Annotated in this window: 15 protein-coding genes; 9 read left to right on the plus strand and 6 right to left on the minus strand. The window is 69.9% G+C overall.

Translation table 11 applies throughout. The features are described 5' to 3' along the window. The first annotated feature begins 56 nt into the window (after positions 1-56). Positions 57-908: a helix-turn-helix transcriptional regulator gene (locus OG905_RS27230; RefSeq protein WP_328677924.1), complete on the plus strand. Its 852-nt coding sequence runs from the start codon at positions 57-59 to the stop codon at positions 906-908. Here OG905_RS27230 and OG905_RS27235 read toward each other — a convergent pair. Further along, entirely contained in the window at positions 881-2,308 is a 1,428-nt protein-coding gene (locus OG905_RS27235; RefSeq protein WP_328677925.1) for an MFS transporter, read from the minus strand. The genes OG905_RS27230 and OG905_RS27235 overlap by 28 nt on opposite strands. 52 nt (positions 2,309-2,360) lie before the next feature. Here OG905_RS27235 and dusB point away from each other — a divergent pair, with 52 nt between their 5' ends. Then, the gene (gene dusB / locus OG905_RS27240) at positions 2,361-3,533 is read left to right on the plus strand and encodes a tRNA dihydrouridine synthase DusB (RefSeq protein ID WP_328677926.1); all 1,173 of its coding nucleotides are present in this window, start codon (positions 2,361-2,363) and stop codon (positions 3,531-3,533) included. 54 nt (positions 3,534-3,587) lie between these two features. Here the strand turns inward: dusB and OG905_RS27245 are convergent, their stop codons facing one another. Continuing rightward, positions 3,588-4,352 (minus strand): GntR family transcriptional regulator, encoded by a 765-nt coding sequence (locus tag OG905_RS27245; RefSeq protein WP_328677927.1) that lies wholly within the window; start codon positions 4,350-4,352, stop codon positions 3,588-3,590. A gap of 255 nt (positions 4,353-4,607) precedes the next feature. Between OG905_RS27245 and OG905_RS27250 the strand changes: the two genes are divergently transcribed. From OG905_RS27250 to OG905_RS27280, 7 genes are all read left to right on the plus strand, one after another. Further along, positions 4,608-5,753 (plus strand): ABC transporter substrate-binding protein, encoded by a 1,146-nt coding sequence (locus OG905_RS27250; RefSeq protein ID WP_328677928.1) that lies wholly within the window; start codon positions 4,608-4,610, stop codon positions 5,751-5,753. Further along, the gene (locus tag OG905_RS27255; protein WP_328677929.1) at positions 5,753-6,649 is read left to right on the plus strand and encodes an ABC transporter permease; all 897 of its coding nucleotides are present in this window, start codon (positions 5,753-5,755) and stop codon (positions 6,647-6,649) included. Before OG905_RS27250 ends, OG905_RS27255 begins: the two co-directional genes overlap by 1 nt. After that, entirely contained in the window at positions 6,637-7,533 is an 897-nt protein-coding gene (locus OG905_RS27260) for an ABC transporter permease (RefSeq protein WP_328677930.1), read from the plus strand. Before OG905_RS27255 ends, OG905_RS27260 begins: the two co-directional genes overlap by 13 nt. A 2-nt stretch (positions 7,534-7,535) precedes the next feature. Continuing rightward, positions 7,536-8,633 carry an ABC transporter ATP-binding protein gene (locus OG905_RS27265; RefSeq protein ID WP_328677931.1) on the plus strand — a complete coding sequence of 366 codons (1,098 nt, stop codon included), beginning with the start codon at positions 7,536-7,538 and terminating at the stop codon, positions 8,631-8,633. Then, positions 8,630-9,304 carry an HAD family hydrolase gene (locus OG905_RS27270; RefSeq protein ID WP_328677932.1) on the plus strand — a complete coding sequence of 225 codons (675 nt, stop codon included), beginning with the start codon at positions 8,630-8,632 and terminating at the stop codon, positions 9,302-9,304. Before OG905_RS27265 ends, OG905_RS27270 begins: the two co-directional genes overlap by 4 nt. Positions 9,305-9,699: 395 nt before the next feature. Beyond that, on the plus strand, positions 9,700-12,408 hold the full coding sequence (gene ppdK, locus OG905_RS27275; protein ID WP_328677933.1) for a pyruvate, phosphate dikinase: 2,709 nt from the start codon (positions 9,700-9,702) through the stop codon (positions 12,406-12,408). 513 nt (positions 12,409-12,921) lie between these two features. Continuing rightward, the gene (locus OG905_RS27280) at positions 12,922-13,914 is read left to right on the plus strand and encodes an ArsR/SmtB family transcription factor (protein ID WP_328677934.1); all 993 of its coding nucleotides are present in this window, start codon (positions 12,922-12,924) and stop codon (positions 13,912-13,914) included. 25 nt (positions 13,915-13,939) lie between these two features. Here OG905_RS27280 and OG905_RS27285 read toward each other — a convergent pair whose 3' ends face one another. From OG905_RS27285 to nirB, 4 genes are all read right to left on the minus strand, one after another. Continuing rightward, complete coding sequence (locus OG905_RS27285; protein WP_328682643.1) at positions 13,940-15,100, minus strand: alkaline phosphatase PhoX; 1,161 nt, start codon at positions 15,098-15,100, stop codon at positions 13,940-13,942. A 175-nt stretch (positions 15,101-15,275) separates the two neighbouring features. Further along, positions 15,276-16,211: an oxidoreductase gene (locus OG905_RS27290; protein ID WP_328677935.1), complete on the minus strand. Its 936-nt coding sequence runs from the start codon at positions 16,209-16,211 to the stop codon at positions 15,276-15,278. 137 nt (positions 16,212-16,348) lie between these two features. After that, positions 16,349-16,699: a nitrite reductase small subunit NirD gene (nirD, locus tag OG905_RS27295; protein WP_328677936.1), complete on the minus strand. Its 351-nt coding sequence runs from the start codon at positions 16,697-16,699 to the stop codon at positions 16,349-16,351. Next, entirely contained in the window at positions 16,696-19,284 is a 2,589-nt protein-coding gene (gene nirB / locus OG905_RS27300) for a nitrite reductase large subunit NirB (RefSeq protein WP_328677937.1), read from the minus strand. The genes nirD and nirB overlap by 4 nt, the downstream gene beginning before the upstream one ends. Positions 19,285-19,286 lie beyond the last annotated feature (2 nt).

Genomic DNA, 19,286 nt, shown 5'->3' on the forward strand with positions numbered 1-19,286 from the left:
TATCCTGGTACAAGCAGTACCTGGCAATGGGCAGAGCCATTCGGCACCCTGGGGGTATGACCACGATGGCGCAGGAGACCGACGTACGACGGCATGAGCTCGCGGGCTTTCTGCGCAGCCGTCGCGAGCGCATCACCCCCGAGCAGGTCGGTCTGCCGCACGGCCGCCGTCGGCGCACCCCCGGTCTGCGCCGGGAGGAGGTCGCCCAGCTCTCCGCGGTCGGCGTCACCTGGTACACCTGGCTGGAGCAGGCCAGGGACATCCAGGTCTCCCCGCAGGTGCTCGACGCCATCGCCCGCGCCCTGCTCCTCGACGCGAGCGAACGCACCCACCTCTTCGCCCTGGCGGGCGCGGCCGATCCGGCGCCCGGCACACCGTGCCCGACCGTGACTCCGTCCCTGCGGAAGATGCTTGAGCAGCTGGAGCCGATCCCGGCCTGCATCCAGAACAGCCGGTACGACATCCTCGCCTACAACCGCACGTACGGCCGGTTGCTGTGCGACCTCGACGCGCTGCCGCCCGAGGACCGCAACTGCATGATCCTGGCCTTCACCAACGACGAATGGCGGGCCTCGGTGGCCGAACTCAGCGATGCCAAGGGGATGATGGCCGCCAAGTTCCGCGCGTCGATGGCCGGGCATCTCGCCGAGCCCGCCTGGAAGTCGCTGCTGGCGCGGCTGGAGAAGTCGCCGGAGTTCCGCGAGGTGTGGGCGCGGCACGAGGTGGTCGGCCAGGGCGGCAGGAACAAGCTCATCCGCAACGCCCATGTCGGGCTGCTGTACTTGGAGCACCACAACCTGTGGCTGGGGCCGAGCGCCGGGCCCCGGCTGATCACCTACGTACCCCTGGACGCCGAGAGCCGCGAGCGGCTGGAGAGGCTTCAGGCGCTGGCGCTCGCCGAGGTCTGAGCTCCCCTCTGCTCGTCCAGGCGTTCCGCCGTGCGCCGCGCCGTTCCCTGTGCCCAGGCGCCGCTCGTCAGCGCGCCGATCCCGAGGACGCCCAGCCCGCTCCCGGTGATGACCCACCAGGCGGGGCGGCTCGCCGCGACGAAGCCCTGCGCGTACGAGGTGGAGGCGACCCCCGCCGCGAGGACCGCCCCGATGACCGCGACGCCGAGGGTCTGGCCGATCTGGCGGCTCGTGGACGCCACGGCCGCGGCGACGCCGGCCTGGGCGCGGGGCATGCCGGAGACGGCGGTGTTGGTGATCGGCGCGTTCACGAAGCCGAAGCCGAGGCCGAACAGCACGTACCCGGTGAACAGCAGGGGAGCCGACGTCTCGGCCCGGAAGGCGGCGAAGAGCACCCCGCTCGCCGCCATCGCCGTGCCCGCGATCAACAGCGAAAGGCGCGGGCCCCGGCTGCCGACCAGCCGTCCCGACAGGGGCGCGCAGACGAAGGTCAGCGCCGCCATCGGCAGCATGTACAGACCCGCGTGCAGGGCGGACAGGCCGCGGATGTCCTGCAGATAGAGGGTGTTGACGAAGAGGAAGCCGCCGAGCGAGGCGAAGGCGCACACCGCTATGACCGTGGCCCCGCTGAACGGCGCGCTGCGGAAGAAGCGCAGATCGATCAGGGGCTCGCGCTGCCTTGGCTCCCACAGCAGCAGTCCTGTGAGGGCGAGGGCGGCGACCGCGGCGAAGGCGAGGTCCGTCTCGATGATCGCGTACGTGAGCGAGCCGAGCAGCGCGATGACCAGGAGCTGCCCAACGGGATCGGGGCGGCGCGGTTTCGGGGCGCGGGACTCCGGAACGTAACGCCAGGTCAGCAGCAGCGCGGCAAGGCCGACGGGCAGATTGACCCAGAAGACCGAGCGCCAGCCGACGCCGTCCACGAGCACCCCGCCGACCAGCGGCCCCGCGGCCATCGAGATGCCGACGACACCGCCCCACACCCCGATGGCGCGGGCGCGCTCGCGCGGGTCGGTGAAGGTGTTGGTGATGATCGACATCGCGACCGGATTGAGCATGGAGCCGCCGACGGCCTGGACCATACGGAAGGCGACCAGCGAGGGAAGGTTCGGGGCGAGGGAGCAGAGCAGCGAGCCGAGCGTGAACAGGACCAGCCCGGCCTGGAAGACGCGGCGGCGGCCGATCCGGTCGGCGGTCGAGCCGGAGAGCATCAGCAGCGAGGCGAGGACCAGGGTGTACGCGTCGATCGTCCACTGCATTCCGGCGACGGAGGCGCCCAGCTCCTGGCGGATGGAGGGCAGTGCGACATTGAGGATGGTGTTGTCGAGGCTGACGATCAGCAGGCTCATACAGCAGATCGCCAGCACGAGCAGGCGCCGTCGGTGTGTGAGCTCGGACATATGAGGATAGTACGGCTAACTAACGAGTCCCTTCGTACGCGACAATGGACGAATGACCACGCTTGCCCCGTCCCCCTCGATGCTCACGATCGGCCCGCACGCCGTACAGCCCCCGGTGGTGCTCGCGCCGATGGCGGGCATCACCAACGCGCCCTTCCGCACGCTGTGCCGCGAGTTTTCCGGTGGCAAGGGGCTGTTCGTCAGCGAGATGATCACGACGCGGGCGCTGGTCGAGCGCAATGAGAAGACGATGCAGCTCATCCACTTCGACGAGACCGAGACGCCGCGCTCGATCCAGCTGTACGGAGTGGATCCGGTGACCGTCGGCAAGGCGGTCCGCATGATCGTGGACGAGGAACTGGCCGACCACATCGACCTGAACTTCGGCTGCCCGGTCCCGAAGGTGACCCGCAAGGGCGGCGGTTCCGCGCTTCCGTACAAGCGGCCGCTGCTGCGCGCGATCCTGAACGAGGCCGTGTCCAACGCCGGGGCGCTTCCCGTGACCATGAAGATGCGCAAGGGGATCGACGACGATCACCTCACCTTCCTGGACGCGGGCCGGATCGCCGTCGACGAGGGCGTGACGGCGATCGCGCTGCACGGGCGCACGGCGGCGCAGCACTACGGCGGTACGGCGGACTGGGACGCGATCGCCCGGCTGAAGGAGCACGTCCCGGAGATCCCCGTCCTCGGCAACGGCGACATCTGGTCGGCGGACGACGCGCTGCGGATGGTGCGCGAGACCGGCTGCGACGGTGTGGTCGTGGGACGCGGATGCCTGGGGCGGCCGTGGCTGTTCGGCGACCTGGTGGCGGCGTTCGAGGGTACCGGGACCCGGGGCGGAGCCCCTGATGGATACCGCGCGACGCCGACGCTGAAGGAGGTCGCGGTCATCATGCGGCGGCATGCGGAGCTGCTGGGGGAGTGGATCGGCGACGAGGCGCGCGGGGTGATCGACTTCCGTAAGCACGTGGCCTGGTATCTGAAGGGCTTCGCGGTGGGCTCCGAGATGCGCAAGAAACTGGCGATCACGTCCTCGCTGGCGGAGCTGGACGAGCTGCTGGGTGAGCTGGACCTGGACCAGGCGTGGCCGGTGGGGGCGGACGGGCCCCGGGGGCGTACGTCGGGGAACGACCGGGTTGTCCTGCCGGACGGGTGGCTGAAGGACCCGTACGACTGCGCCGGGATCAGCGCGGAGGCGGAACTGGACACGTCCGGCGGCTGACGGTGCGCCGGGTCGGCCCGGGCGGACCGCCGGCTCCGCCCCGGAACCAGCGCCTCAATCGCCGGCGGGGCTGGAAAGATCCCCCGCGTGGCGTGAAAGCGGCGCCGTGTCCGAGGAGTTGCTCACGCTGAACGTCACGCTGCCCGCCACATAGCGGTCGTCCGTCCACTCGATCGGCCGTCCCGTCGCCGTGCACGTCAGATGGCGTTGGCGCAGCAGCGGGCTGCCCCGGCGGACCCGGAGCATCCGGGCGTCCACGCTGCCCGCCGCCACCGCGTCGATCAGGTGCTCGCCGTAGTGGGCGACTATGCCGTGGTGTTCGGCGATGCTGTTCATGATCGAGACGCAGTCCTCGGGCAGTTCCTCCACCGCCGGCGCCACCCACTCCGCGAACGCCGTGCGCTCCAGCATCGCCGGTTCGCCGTCGAGCAGCCGCAGGCGCAGCACGTACAGAATCGGGGAACCGGCGGGTACGGAGAGCCGGGAGGCCTCCGTCGGGGTGGCCGGGCGGCGGGCGCGGGTCAGGATGCGGCCGGCCGCTTCGTAGCCCATGCCCTGCGCCCACTGCGCGAAGCTGTTCAACTCCGCGAAGCTGTGGCGGCGTTCGTGGCGCAGCACGATTCTGCGCGCACCCTGCCGGGAGCCGATCAGGCCCTCGGACGCCAGCACGGCGACCGCCTGCCGCACCGTTCCGCGGGAGGCGGACCATCGGTCGGCGAGGTCGCTCTCGGACGGGAGCTGCGCCCCGACCGGGTACTCGCCGCCGAGAATCGACCGCCGCAGCGCCTCAGCGATCTCCAGATAACGCGCCGTGCCCACGCGAACGCCCTCCGTGCCCCGAACTGTGCGCAGTCGGTTGCGCTGTGTTCCGCTTTCCCGCCCACCCTAACCGCGCCGGAGCGCGACTGTCCTCCTTCCTGGTGTCCCGGCCCTGACCGGCCAGGGCGCGGAGTTGGTCTTCCGTAAGACGATCCACCACGGCCATGTCCCGTTCATGATCCGGACAGCTGCTCCGGGCGAACTGAATCCAGCTTGTTCAGACAAGTGCCATTCACCTCGTCTCTGGGAGAGACCGTGTTCAGACGCTTTGGCCTCAGCGCTGCCGCACTGCTCGGCGCCGCCGCGCTCACCACCCTCACCGCCTGTGGCGCCGCACCCGACGGCGCTGCCGCCGGCGGCAAGGTGGGGGCGGGCGCCAGTGCCTCGGCCGCCGACTTCGGCGGAATGAAGGCGCTCGTCGCAGCCGCCGAGAAGGAGGGCAGGCTCAATGTCATCGCCCTTCCCGCGGACTGGGCGAACTACGGCGAACTGATCAAGGCCTTCGAGGCCAAGTACAAGATCAAGGTCAACAGCGAGAACCCGGACGCCTCCAGCGCCGACGAGATCGCCGCGGTCAAGGCCCGCAAGGGCCAGAAGCGCGCTCCCGACGTCCTCGACCTGGGCATCGCCTTCGCCCGCAGCGGCGCGGCCGAGGGCCTGTTCGCCCCGTACAAGGTCGAGGCCTTCGACAAGATCGCCGACGACCAGAAGGACCCGGAGGCCCGCTGGTACAACGACTACGGCGGCTATGTCTCCATTGGCTGCGACGCCAAGCGGATCAAGAACTGCCCGGGGACCTTCGCCGATCTGCTCAAGCCCGAGTACAAGGGCAAGGTCGCGCTGAACGGCAACCCGACCAAGTCCGGCTCCGCCTTCGGCGGCGTGTACGCGGCCGCGCTCGCCAACAAGGGCTCGTTCGCCGACATCCAGCCCGGCATCGACTTCTTCGCGAAGCTGCGCAAGAGCGGCAACTTCATCCCCGTCGAGTCCACCCCGGCCACGGTCGAGAAGGGCGAGACCCCGATCAGCATCGACTGGGACTACCTGAACGCCGGTTACGCCGACCAGTTCCGCGGCAAGGGCGTCGACTGGAAGGTCTCGGTCCCCAGCGACGGCGTCTACGCGCAGTACTACTCGCAGGCCATCAACAAGCAGGCCCCCAACCCCGCCGCCGCGCGCCTGTGGATGGAGTTCCTCTACAGCACCGAGGGCCAGAACCTCTGGCTGAAGGGCTACGCACGTCCGGTACTGCTGCCCGGCATGACCGCAGACGGCAGCGCGGACAAGGGCTTCGTCGCCAAGCTCCCCAAGGTCGAGGGCACACCGAAGTTCCCCGCCTCCGCCGAGCTCGACAAGGCCAAGGCCACCCTCGCCGAGAACTGGGACAAGGCCCTCTCCTGATGCCCGTACCCTCCTCGTCGCCCAGCGGGCCCGCCGGCGGAATCCGCCGCCGGCGGCGCGGGCCGCGCACCTGGCTCGCGACGCTCCCGCTGCTCCTCTTCACGGGCGTGTGCTTCGGCCTGCCCGTCGCCGCCCTGCTGCAGGGCGCGGTCACCCGCACCGACCAGGCCACCGGCGCCACTTCAGTGACCGGTGAGCATCTCCAGCGCTCACTGCAGGGCCCCTATCTCGGCTCGCTCATCGGCAGCGTCCAGCTCTCCGCGCTCACCGCGGTCATCGGATCGGTGGCGGGCGTGTTCATCGCGCAGGCCATCGTCACTTCCCGCAGGCAGTGGCTGCGCAGCGCCGCCCTCACCGCCTCCGGGGTACTGGCCAACTTCGGCGGTGTGCCCCTGGCGTTCGCGTTCATCGCGACCGCGGGCATCTCCGGTGTGGTCACCCAGCTCGCGGACCTGGAGAGCCTCGGCTGGAACCTCTACTCCTTCACCGGACTCGCCGTCGTCTACCTCTACTTCCTGACCCCGCTGATGGTGCTCGTGATCATCCCGGCGCTGGACGGACTGCGTCCCCAGTGGCGCGAGGCCGCGCAGAACACCGGGGCCACCGGAGGGCAGTTCTGGCGCCTGGTGGGACTGCCCGTCCTCGCGCCCTCGTTGCTGGGCGGATTCGTCCTGCTCTTCGGCAGCGCTTTCGCCGCCCATGCCACCGCCGCCGCTCTGGTCGGCGGCTCCGTACCGCTGGTCACCCTCAAGATCGCGGACGCGCTGTCCGGCAATGTGCTGGTCGGCCAGGAGAACGTGGCGCTCGCCCTCAGCCTCGACATGATCGTGATCGCCGGTCTCGTCATGGCGGTCTACCTTCCCCTCCAGCGACGGAGCGCCCGATGGCTGCGATGACGCCCACCGCCGAGACCCTGCCCGCACTCGCGGTACGGAAGGGGAGCCGCAGGCCGCGCGTCTGGCGCGGACTCGTACTCGGCCTCGCCGGGCTCTACTTCCTGGTGCCGCTGGTCGCGTCCTTCGTCTTCACCGTGCACACCCCCGGCCAGGGCTTCTCACTCGAGGCGTACACCGGGATCCTCTCCGCCGAGGGCTTCACCGACAGTCTGCTGCTCTCGCTCGGACTTGCCGCTGCCACCATCGCGCTCGTCCTGGTGCTGGCGGTGCCCGCGCTGGTCGCCGTACGGCTGGGAGCGCCCAGGCTGCGGCCCGTCGTCGAAGTGGTGTGCATGCTGCCGCTGGTGGTGCCGCCGATCGCGCTGGTCACCGGAATCAGCACGGTCCTGCGCTGGGGCCCGGACCATCTGTCCCGCACCCCGCTCTACCAGACGTTCATCGCGGTCCAGGACGAGAACTTCCCGCTCGTCCTCGTCTTCGCGTACACGGTGCTGGCTCTGCCGTTCGTCTACCGCTCCCTCGACGCGGGGCTGCGCGCGATCGACGTGCCGACACTGGTCGAGGCGGCCCGCAACTGCGGGGCGAGCTGGCCCCACGTCATCCTGCGGGTCATCCTGCCCAATCTGCGCACCTCGCTCGCCGGAGCCGCCTTCCTCACCCTGGCCCTGGTGCTCGGCGAGTTCACGGTGGCCGCGCTGCTCGGCTTCCAGCCCTTCGCGGTGTGGATCGTCACCGTCTCCGGCGCACAGGCACGGATGTCTGTGGCCGTCTCCATCCTCAGTCTTCTGATCACCTGGGCGCTGCTGCTGCTCCTCTCCCGCGCGGGGAACGGCACCCGGACCGCGAACGCCGCAGCCGCCGCCCCTTCCACCAGCAAGGACTAGCCATGCCGGAAACAGCAACAGCCGTCGTGGAACGGGCCGAGGGGTCCGCCACCACCACCGGCGCCCGGGTCGAATTCCGCGGCCTGCGCCGGGCCTTCGGCTCCACGGTCGCCCTCGACGGGCTCGACCTGACCGTCGAGCCGGGCGAACTGATCGCCCTGCTCGGCCCCTCGGGCTGCGGAAAGACCACCGCCCTGCGTGTCGTCGCGGGCTTCGAACACCCCGACGCGGGCGAGGTCCTGGTCGACGGCGAGGACATCACGCGGGTTCCGGCAAACCGCCGGGACGCGGGCATGGTCTTCCAGTCGTACAGCCTCTTCCCCAACCTCAGCGCCCGCGACAACGTCGCCTTCGGCCTGCGCGTACGCAAGGTGCCCGCCGCCACGCGCAACGCCCGCGCAGCCGAACTCCTCGCCCTCGTCGGCCTGCCCGAGCACGGCGACCGCTACCCCCACCAGATGTCCGGCGGCCAGCAGCAGCGCGTCGCCCTGGCCCGCGCCCTGGCGCTTGAGCCGCGCGTGCTGCTGCTGGACGAGCCGCTGTCCGCGCTGGACGCCAAGGTGCGCCTGAGCCTGCGCGAGGAGATCCGGCGCCTGCAGCTCTCCCTGGGCATCACCACGATCTTCGTGACGCACGACCAGGAGGAGGCCCTGTCCATGGCGGACCGGGTCGCCGTCCTGAACGCCGGAAAGCTCGAGCAGTGCGCGGCCCCCGCCGAGTTGTACGAGCGGCCCGCGACCGCGTTCGTGGCCGAGTTCGTCGGGACCATGAACCGGCTGCCCGGCCGGATGGCGGACGACGGACTCGTCGAGGCGGCGGGCGGCAGGCTGCCCGTGGACGGGGACGCACCGCAGACGACCGAGGTCGAGGTGCTCGTACGCCCCGAGAACGTCACCGTCGCGGCCGACCCGCGGGGCGAGGCCACCGTCGTCTCGGCATCCTTCCTCGGCTCGGTCACCAGGGTGCTGCTCGACCTGCCGGACGGCAGCTCGGTCAAGGCCGATCTGCCCTCGCGGGACGCGGGAGCGCTGACTCCCGGCGTACGTGCTGCGGTCGGTCTGGCGCAGCGGCCCGTCCTCGTCGTCCCGGCGGCGCGGTGAACCTGCCTGCCGCCGTCCTCTTCGACATGGACGGCACGCTCGTCGACACCGAGGTGCTGTGGTGGGAGGCGACCGAGGAGGTCGCCGCCTCGCTCGGCCACCGGCTGACGGACGCGGACGCTCCCGAGGTCGTCGGCCGCGCCGTGGAGGACACGGCCGCTCATCTGATACGGGTCGCAGGAGGTGATGACCCGGACCGGATGGCCCTGAGTGCCACCGCGGTGGCGGCGGCGCTGACCACCGGTTTCCACGGGCGGGTGGAGGCCGGGGCCCCGCTGCGGCCCGGCGTACGGCGCTTGCTGGCCGAACTGGAGCAGCGTCGGGTGCCGTTTGCTCTTGTGAGCGCGTCGCCCCGGATCGTCGTCGACTCGGTGGTCGCGGGCGCGCTGGCCGATGTGCCGTTTTCCTTCACGATCTCGGCCGACGACACCGTACGGACCAAGCCGCATCCCGATCCGTACCGGGCGGCCGCCGAGCGTTTCGGTGCTGCTCCCGGGGCCTGTGTGGCCGTGGAGGACTCTCCGGACGGAAGTGCGTCCGCGCAGGCCGCGGGATGCCCGGTGCTGGTGGTGCCGTCGTTGCTGCCGGTACCCGCGTCCCGGGGACGGGTCTTCGCCGAGAGCCTGGAGGACGTGGATCTTGCGCTGCTCAGCCGGTGTGTTTCGTCCTGAGAGCCGGTGTGTTGCGGCCCGGGACAGGGGTCCGGATGATGGGACGGAAGGCTCTTCGGCCGCGTGATTCTCGCCACCCCTGATAAGGGGTACGCTCAGATGAGCGATTCTGAATGGATCCACCTCCCGAAGGGTGGCACGGAGTGCCACCCTTCGGATGTTCAAGTCTTGAACTCAACCGCAGCATTGGGTGCTCATTCGAGCGGCGAAGGTCTGTTTTGAGTCAAGCCCTCTTCGGAGGGTGAAAGGTTTTCTACTCGCCAGTTACTTTCGATCTGGTGGCGGACGTGTGGTTACAGCCGCATGACGGGCAAGTGGACGTACCCAGGCGCCTTCGATCTGGGTATGTTCCTCGCCGTCAGGGCAGCCACCGAGTCCTCGAGGAGTCGAGACCCGTGTCGGAAAATAAAGATCAGAAGTTCGTCTACGACTTCACCGAGGGGAACAGGGACCTCAAGGACCTGCTTGGCGGCAAGGGCGCGAACCTCGCTGAGATGACCAACCTCGGGTTGCCTGTCCCTCCGGGCTTCACGATCACCACCGAGGCGTGCAAGGTCTACCTCGAGAGCGGCCAGGAGCCCTCGGCGCTGCGCGACGAGGTGAGCGCCCATCTCGACGCCCTCGAGCAGTCGATGGGCAAGAAGCTCGGCCAGGCCGACAACCCCCTTCTCGTATCCGTACGTTCGGGCGCGAAGTTCTCCATGCCGGGCATGATGGACACCGTCCTCAACATCGGCCTCTCCGACGCGTCGGTGGTCGGGCTCGCCAAGCAGTCCGGTGACGAGCGCTTCGCCTGGGACTCCTACCGCCGCCTGATCCAGATGTTCGGCAAGACCGTCCTCGGCGTCGACGGCGAACTCTTCGAGGAAGCGCTCGACGAGGCCAAGGCCGCCAAGAAGGTCACCGTCGACACCGACCTCGACGCCGCCGACCTCAAGAAGCTGGTCAAGCAGTTCAAGAAGACCGTCGCCCGCGAGGCCGGCCGGGACTTCCCGCAGGACCCGCGCGAGCAGATGGATCTCGCGATCCGCTCGGTCTTCGAGTCCTGGAACACCGACCGCGCCAAGCTCTACCGCCGCCAGGAGCGCATCCCCGGCGACCTCGGCACGGCCGTCAACATCTGCTCCATGGTCTTCGGCAACCTCGGCCCCGACTCGGGCACCGGCGTCGCCTTCACCCGTGACCCCGCCAGCGGCCACCAGGGCGTCTACGGCGACTACCTGCAGAACGCGCAGGGCGAGGACGTCGTCGCGGGTATCCGCAACACCGTGCCGCTCGCCGAGCTGGAGACGATCGACAAGAAGTCGTACGACCAGCTGATGCAGATCATGGAGACCCTCGAAACGCACTACAAGGACCTGTGCGACATCGAGTTCACCATCGAGCGCGGCCAGCTGTGGATGCTGCAGACCCGGGTCGGCAAGCGGACCGCGGGCGCGGCCTTCCGTATCGCCACCCAGCTCGTGGACCAGGGCCTGATCGACGAGGCCGAGGCGCTGCAGCGCGTCAACGGCGCGCAGCTCGCCCAGCTGATGTTCCCGCGCTTCGACGAGGACGCGAAGGCGGACCTGCTCGGCCGCGGTATCGCCGCCTCCCCGGGTGCGGCCGTCGGCAAGGCCGTCTTCGACTCGTACACCGCGGTCAAGTGGTCGCGCTCCGGCGAGAAGGTCATCCTGATCCGCCGCGAGACCAACCCCGACGACCTCGACGGAATGATCGCCGCCGAGGGCATTCTGACCAGCCGTGGTGGCAAGACCTCGCACGCCGCCGTCGTCGCACGCGGTATGGGCAAGACCTGTGTCTGCGGCGCCGAGGACCTCGAGGTCGACACCAAGCGCCGCCGGATGACGGTCAACGGCACCCTCGTCGAGGAGGGCGACGTCGTCTCCATCGACGGCTCCACCGGCAAGGTCTACCTCGGTGAGGTGCCGGTCGTGCCCTCCCCGGTCGTCGAGTACTTCGAGGGCCGGATGCACGCGGGCGCCGACGACGCCGACGAGCTGGTCGCCGCCGTGCACCGGATCATGGCCTACGCGGACCGCGTGCGCCGTCTTCGCGTACGGGCCAACGCCGACAACGCCGAGGACGCGCTGCGCGCACGGCGCTTCGGCGCGCAGGGCATCGGCCTGTGCCGCACCGAGCACATGTTCCTCGGCGAGCGCCGCGAGATGGTCGAGCGGCTGATCCTCGCCGACACGGACGACGAGCGCGAGCAGGCGCTGGGTGCCCTGCTGCCGCTGCAGAAGAAGGACTTCGTCGAGCTCTTCGAGGCGATGGACGGACTGCCCGTCACCGTGCGGCTGCTGGACCCGCCGCTGCACGAGTTCCTACCGGACATCACCGAGCTGTCGGTACGCGTCGCCCTCGCCGAGTCCCGCAAGGACGCCAACGAGAACGACCTGCGGCTGCTGCAGGCCGTGCACAAGCTGCACGAGCAGAACCCGATGCTGGGCCTGCGCGGGGTACGCCTCGGCCTGGTCATCCCCGGTCTCTTCGCCATGCAGGTACGGGCGATCGCCGAGGCCGCGGCCGAGCGCAAGAACGCCAAGGGCGACCCTCGCCCGGAGATCATGATCCCGCTCGTGGGCACCGTCCAGGAGTTGGAGATCGTCCGCGAGGAGGCCGACCAGGTCATCGCCGAGGTGGAGGCCGCCACCGGCACCAACCTCAAACTGACCATCGGCACGATGATCGAGCTGCCGCGCGCCGCTCTGACCGCCGGTCAGATCGCCGAGGCCGCGCAGTTCTTCTCCTTCGGCACGAACGACCTCACCCAGACGGTGTGGGGCTTCTCCCGCGACGACGTCGAGGCGAGCTTCTTCACCGCGTACCTGGAGAAGGGCATCTTCGGGGTCTCCCCGTTCGAGACGATCGACAGGGACGGCGTCGGCTCGCTCGTACGCAGCGCCGTCGAGGCCGGTCGCGCCACCCGCCCCGACCTGAAGCTGGGCGTGTGCGGTGAGCACGGCGGCGACCCGGAGTCGGTGCACTTCTTCCACGAGGTGGGCCTCGACTACGTGTCCTGCTCGCCCTTCCGGATCCCGGTGGCGCGCCTGGAGGCCGGCCGCGCGGCGGCCGAGTCGAAGGGCAGCGACTCCCGATAGGACGCCGGAGCCGTCACCGGTCTGCTGGGGGCCTCGGCCCCCGGGAGATCGGTAACCCTCACCCTCACCGACCCGGTGGCGGCTCCGGAACACAGAAGCGGAAGAGGCGGGCGCCTGTGCGGGGCGTCCGCCTCTTCCGCTTATTTCACGCTTGCCGGAAAGTCCATGTTGAATTCCGGACCGTTACCATGAATCGAATTTTTGCCATTTACTGCGCAAACAACGGGCGGAGCGCGGCCTGTGGATCCCCATCCACAGGCCGCGCCCCATTACCCGTGCCGGACAGGGAGCCGCAACCCTCTGTCGCCCGCCGCCGGACGCGCAAAGCCCCCCACGGTCTTCGCTGCGTCCATCGGAGACAGAAGATTTCCTGCCCGACGTCGTACAGCCTTTCGGTTGGCACCCAACCCTCGCGAGGCGTTTCAACTGTGGCTGAAACACCGTGGTAACGTCCTGTGATTGCATGCATACTCAGTGGTGGGGGCGATTGCGGATGCAACAAGTGGGGGTTCAGTGCTGCGTATCCATTTCACTGGGGATGACCTAGCCAGAGTTCGGATGGCGGCCAGACCGGATGTTCTGTGGGAAACGATTCTTAGCTTTCATCGATTGAGGGAGCGCCGGCGCGCGCTGATGTTCGGCGAATGGCGTGCGGAAACCCGGGTCCGGCTGAGTGGTGAAACACGCCTGCTGGCCGCGCTGGTTCCGCCGCGGGGCTATTTCCCCGACTTTCTGACGCCCCCCGAGGGCGCCGGCGGGCTGGAGGCGGGCCTGGAAGCCCTGCGGGCCACCCCGCCCGCCCGGCTGCACTCCGAACTCGCCCTGGCGGCCGCGGGACGGGCCACCACGCCCGTGCTGCCGGGCCGGCTCTCCGCCCTCGCCGAGGGCAGACCCGAGGCGCTCGCCGGTCTCGTCGGCGCGCTGCGCAGCTACCACCGGGCCGCCATCGAACCGTACTGGCCGCACATCCAGGCGACGGTCGAGGCGGACCGCGCGGTGCGCGGCCGCGCGCTGCTGGACGGCGGCGCCGGAGAACTGCTCGCCTCACTGCCGCCGGTGCTGCGCTGGCGGGCGCCGGTTCTGGAGGCCGACTATCCCGCGGAGCGCGAACTGCATCTGGACGGGAGGGGGTTGCTGCTCCAGCCGTCGTTCTTCTGCCGCGGCACCCCGGTGGTATACCGCGACACCGGGCTCCCGCCGGTGCTCGTCTACCCCGCCGCCCACAGCTGCGCGCCGGCCTTCGGCGAGTCGGGCGACCCCTCGCTCGGCAAGCTCGTCGGCCACACCCGCTCGGTCGTCCTGCAGGCGATCCGCTACGGCTGTACGACAAGTGAACTCGCCCGCAGGGCAGGGGTGTCGCTCGCCTCCGCCAGCCAGCACGCGGCGGTCCTGCGCGAGGCGGGCCTGGTGGTGACACTGCGCCACGGCAATGCCGTCCTGCACACGGTCACCCCGCTGGGCGCCGCCCTTCTCAGGGGCGGCGCCACAGCGGAGGCCGCGGGCTGATCCGGCCTGATCCAGACGACAGGCCCTAGGCCCGGAAGGGGCCCGTCACCTCGTACGTGATGCCGTCCGACGAGGAGCCGCTCGTACCGCGCTGGCTGGAGAAGTACAGCCGCGTGCCGTCGGGGGAGAAGGCCGGTCCGGTGATCTCGGACGAGGACTGGCCGTTGATCCGCAGGAACACCGCCACCACGTCGTCGGGCGTGATGACGCAGATCTCCATGTTGCCGCCGTCCTCGGCCACGAAGAGATCGCCGGAGGACGAGCCGGTGACGTTGTCCACGCCGGTCAGCGGGGCGCCGCCGCCGACCACCAGCGAGTCGTCGTAGGCCAGCTCGTAGGTGCTGCTCGCGAGGTTGAGCTGCCAGACCCGGTTGTCGCCCTTGGTGGTGAACCAGACGGTGTCATTGGCGTAGTGGCAGCCCTCGCCGCCGTTGAAGTGCTTGGCGCCGGAGACCTGGGTACGGGTCGTGGTCGGCGAGCCGTCCGGGTCGGGCACGTTCTGCCAGCTGAAGGAGCCGGAGGTGCCGGAGCCCGCGACGAGCACCTGGAGGGTGCCGGAGGCGAGGTTGCCCCAGGTGGTGGGGATGAACCGGTACAGGCAGCCGTTGGACTCGTCCTCGGTCAGGTAGACGACCTTGCGCACCGGGTCGGCGGCAGCGGCCTCGTGCTTGAACCTGCCCATCGCGGAGCGGCGCACGGCGGCGTTCACGCCGTACGGGTCGGTCTCGTAGACGTATCCGAGGCTGACCTCCTCGCACGAGAGCCAGGTGTTCCACGGTGTCTTGCCGCCGGCGCAGTTCTGGCGGGTGTCGGAGAGGATTCTGTAGGCACCGGTGATCGCGCCGGCCGAGGAGAACCTGACCGCGCTCGCGCCGCCCGAGGGGTTGATTTCCGAGTTGGAGACATAGATCCAGCCCGAGCCGTCGGTGAAACAGGCGCCGCCGTCGGGGGCGTTGTGCCAGGTGTACGAGGTCGAGCCGACCCGCTGGCCGGACCGGGCGATCACCCTGCTGCTGAACCCGCTGGGCAGCTGGATGCCGTTGGCGTCCGCCGCGCCGAGAGCCCCGTAGGGACCGGGGCCCGGCTGGGCGGGAGCCGCGTAGGCGGCGCCCCGCATCAGCGTGCCGCCGAAGGCGGCGGCGGATGTGCCGATGACCGCTCCGCGCAGGAAATTGCGACGTTCCACTGTCACTCCAGGTGAGGGTGGTGACCGCCCCGGGACGTCGGCCGACGACCCGGGGTAGCGCGCTACCGGAACCTAGGAGTGCTGAATTGACAGCACGTCAACACATGGTGACGTAGAGCGGTCCAGTCACCGAGCCCTGACCGTGATCGCCACGGCTCCGCCGCCGGACGCGGTCTCAGGACGTGAGGGACGCGAGGCCCTCGTACGTCACACCGGTGAGCTGCTCGGAGGCGACCCACAGCCGCTCACCCGTCGCGTCGTTCTTCGACCACTTGAGCCGCCACGACGGCGCGGGCGCACCGCGCCAGCCGAGCAGCCGCGGCCCGGTGAAGGAGTCGGGCCGCACACCGGGCGCGGTGGCCGCGTACAGCGTCGGCAGCGCGCCCGACTCGGCGGACTGCGCGAAGAGCCGGTTGCCGACAGCCATGAACTGCTCCTTCGCCTTCTTGCCCTCCATCCGCGCCCCCGCGGTCTGCAGGTTGGTGTTCGAGTAGCCGGGGTGGGCGGCGGCAGCGACGATCCCGGAGCCTGCCGCCGCGAGCCGCCTGGCCAGCTCGTGCACGAAGAGCAGGTTCGCCGTCTTGGTGCGGGAGTAGGCGGTCCACGGGCTGTAGCGGCGCTCGCTGTTGAGATCGCCCATGTCGACGCCTGCCATGGCGTGCATGAAGCTGGACACGCTCACCACCCGCGCACCCGGCGCCTTCAGCAGCTTCGGCAGCAGCAGTCCGGTCAGCGCGAAGTGCCCGAGGTGGTTGACGCCGAACTGCCTCTCGAAGCCGTCGGCCGTCTTCCCGTACGGAAGGGCCATCACGCCCGCGTTGTTGATGAGCAGATCGAGGCTGTCGTACGGGTAGCGGGCCGCGAACTCCCGTACCGAGGAGAGGTCCGCCAGATCCAGCGGGCTGAACTCCACGTTCGCGCCCGGCACCCGGCCCGCGATGTGAGCCTCGGCCTCCTTGCCGCGTGCCTCGCTGCGGCAGGCGAGAATCACCCGCGCGCCGCGGCGGGCCAGCTCCCGTGCCGTGATGAGTCCGATGCCGCTGTTGGCCCCGGTGACGACGGCGGTGCGCCCGTCCTGGTCCGGTATGTCGCTCGCGTTCCAGCCCGACATGGCTGAACTCCTCAATAGGGAAACTGGGTTGAGTTCAGCCTATGAACGAACGGGCCCGGGAGCCACAGTCGGCGCCCAGATCTGATCCGGCTGCCCCTCCCGCGTCAGCGGATGTCAGGCAAGGCAGCGGGCATGGCTCACCCCACGCGCACCTCGTACGCCGTCACCGACACCGCATCGTCGTCCAGACAGCGGCCCGTCCGCAGGTCGAAGCGCTGCTTGAGCAGCGGCGACGCGACGAAGGGGCCGGCGGCCGCCGAGCCGAGCAGGCCGCGTGAGAGGACCTGGGCGCCGGTGAAGGGGTCCCGGTTGTCGATGGCGTAGAGCGCGCCCTCGCGGTCCACGAACACCGCCGCCTGGGTGCCGTCGGGCAGGAGAGCCGCGACACCGCGGCCCGGCGTCAGCAGGGACAGCGCGCACAGTGCGAACCACTCCTGGCCCACACGGAGTCGGACCTGCGTTTGCGTCTTCTCGGGGGCGATCGTCATCGGGCGGCAGTACCTTCCAGGGCTTCCAGCGGACGGATGGACAGCAGCGGCAGATCAGGCTTGACCTGGTCGCGCTCGGGCACGAACTTCACCGTCGGGTCCGGGATGTCGGGCGCGTTGACGAAGGAGACGAAACGGCGCAGCCTCTCCGGGTCGTTGATGGTCTCGGACCACTCGTCGCGGTAGTTCGCGACATGGTCCGCCATCAGTGACTCCAGCTCGGCGCAGATGCCCAGCGCGTCATGGACCACCACGTCCCGTACGTGATCGAGGCCGCCCTCGATCCGCTCCAGCCAGGTCGAGGTGCGCTCAAGACGGTCCGCGGTACGGATGTAGAACATCAGGAACCGGTCGATCAGCCGGACCAGTTCGGCGTCGGAGAGATCCTGGGCGAGCAGATCGGCGTGGCGCGGAGTCGCGCCGCCATTGCCGCCCACGTACAGATTCCAGCCGTTGGCCGTGGCGATGACGCCGAAGTCCTTGCTCTGCGCCTCCGCGCACTCGCGCTGGCAGCCGGAGACCGCGGACTTGAGCTTGTGCGGGGAGCGCAGGCCCCGGTAGCGCAGCTCCAGGTCGATGGCCATCTTGACCGAGTCCTGTACGCCGTAGCGGCACCAGGTCTGCCCCACACAGGACTTCACGGTGCGCAGCGCCTTGCCGTACGCATGCCCCGACTCGAAGCCCGCGTCGACCAGCCGGGCCCAGATCTGCGGCAGCTGGTCCACCCGGGCGCCGAACATGTCGATCCGCTGGCCGCCCGTGATCTTCGTGTAGAGGCCGTAGTCGCGGGCCACCTCGCCGATCACGATCAGCTTCTCGGGGGTGATCTCACCGCCGGGGATGCGCGGCACGATCGAGTACGAGCCGTTCTTCTGCATATTGGCGAGGAAGTGGTCGTTGGTGTCCTGGAGTGCGGCCTGCTCGCCGTCCAGCACATAGCCGCCCGCGCCGATCGTCGGGGCCAGCGAGGCGATGATCGAGGCGACGGCCGGCTTGCAGATCTCGCAGCCGTTGCCGCCGCGGGCCGCCTCCCGGCCATGCCGGTCCAGGATCTCCTGGTACGAGGTGAGGCGCAGCGTGTGCACGATCTCGTACAGCTCCTGGCGGCTCTGCCCGAAGCAGCCGCACAGGCCCTTGTCGACCTCGACGCCCGATGCCTCCAGCTCGGCGTTGACCAGCTGGCCGAGCACCTTGACGCAACTGCCGCAGCCCGTCCCGGCCTTGGTGCACTTCTTCACCTCGGGCACGGTGGTGCAGGAGTGCTCGGTGACCGCGCCGCGGATGGTGCCCTTGGTGACGTTGTGGCAGGAGCAGATGACCGCGTCGTCGGGCAGCGCGGAGGGGCCGAGCGCCGCCGGGGCGCCGATCCCCGCGGGCATCACGAGCTGCTCGGGCGCTACCGGCGGGACGGAGCCGGTGAGCGGGCGCAGCATGCCGTACGCGTCGGCGTCGCCGACCAGTACGCCGCCGAGGAGCTCGCCCTCGCTGCCGATCACCAGCTTCTTGTAGACCCCGGAGCGGGAGTCGGAGTACACGACGTCCAGGCAGCCGTCCGCCGCGCCGTGCGCGTCGCCGAAGGAGGCCACGTCCACGCCGAGGAGCTTGAGCTTGGTGGACATGTCGGCGCCGGTGAAGCTGCGGGCTTCCTCGGTGATCGTGGCCGCCGCCGTCTCGGCCATCTCGTAGCCGGGCGCGACCAGTCCGTACACCCGGCCGTCCGACGCCAGCGCGCACTCGCCGATCGCGAACACGGCGGGGTCGGAGGTACGGCACTGCTCGTCGACCACGATGCCGCCGCGCTCGCCGATCGCGAGACCCGCATCACGGCCGAGCTGGTCCCGGGGCCGCACACCCGCCGAGAAGACGACGAGATCGGTGTCCAGGACCGAACCGTCCGACAGGGCCATGCCGTTCACGGCGCCCGCCTCGTCGACGGTGATCTCCTGTGTGCCGGTGCCCGTGTGGACGGTCAGCCCCATGCGCTCGATGGTGCGCAGCAGCGCGGCGCCGCCGCCGTCGTCGACCTGTACCGGCATCAGCCGGGGTGCGAACTCCACGATGTGCGTCTTGAGCCCGAGTCCCTTGAGCGCGCCGGCCGCCTCCAGACCGAGCAGTCCGCCGCCGACGACCGCGCCCGTGCGGGCCGTCTTGGCGTACTCCTCGATCGCCAGCAGATCCTCGATCGTGCGGTAGACGAAACAGCCCTCGGCGTCCTTGTTCGGCACCGGCGGCACGAAGGGGTACGAGCCGGTGGCAAGGACGAGCGTGTCGTACGTGAAGGTGCGACCGGCGCGCGAGGTGACCGTGCGCGCGTCCCTGTCGATCGTCTCGGCCGGGTCGTCCAGATGCAGCTCGATACCGTGCCGCTCTATGAAGTCGCCCTCGACGAGGGAGAGTTCGTCGGGCGTACGGCCGGAGAAGTACGAGGTCAGCTGAACCCGGTCGTAGGCGGCGCGAGGCTCCTCGCACAGCACGACGATCCGCGCCCGCCCGGCCACGCCGCGCTCGGTGAGTGCCTCCAGGAATCGCTGGCCGACCATGCCATGGCCGACGACCACGATCGTGGGAGTCGTGGGGGTGGTCATAG

It is taken from the genome of Streptomyces sp. NBC_00322 (assembly GCF_036147535.1).
Lineage (GTDB): Bacteria > Actinomycetota > Actinomycetes > Streptomycetales > Streptomycetaceae > Streptomyces.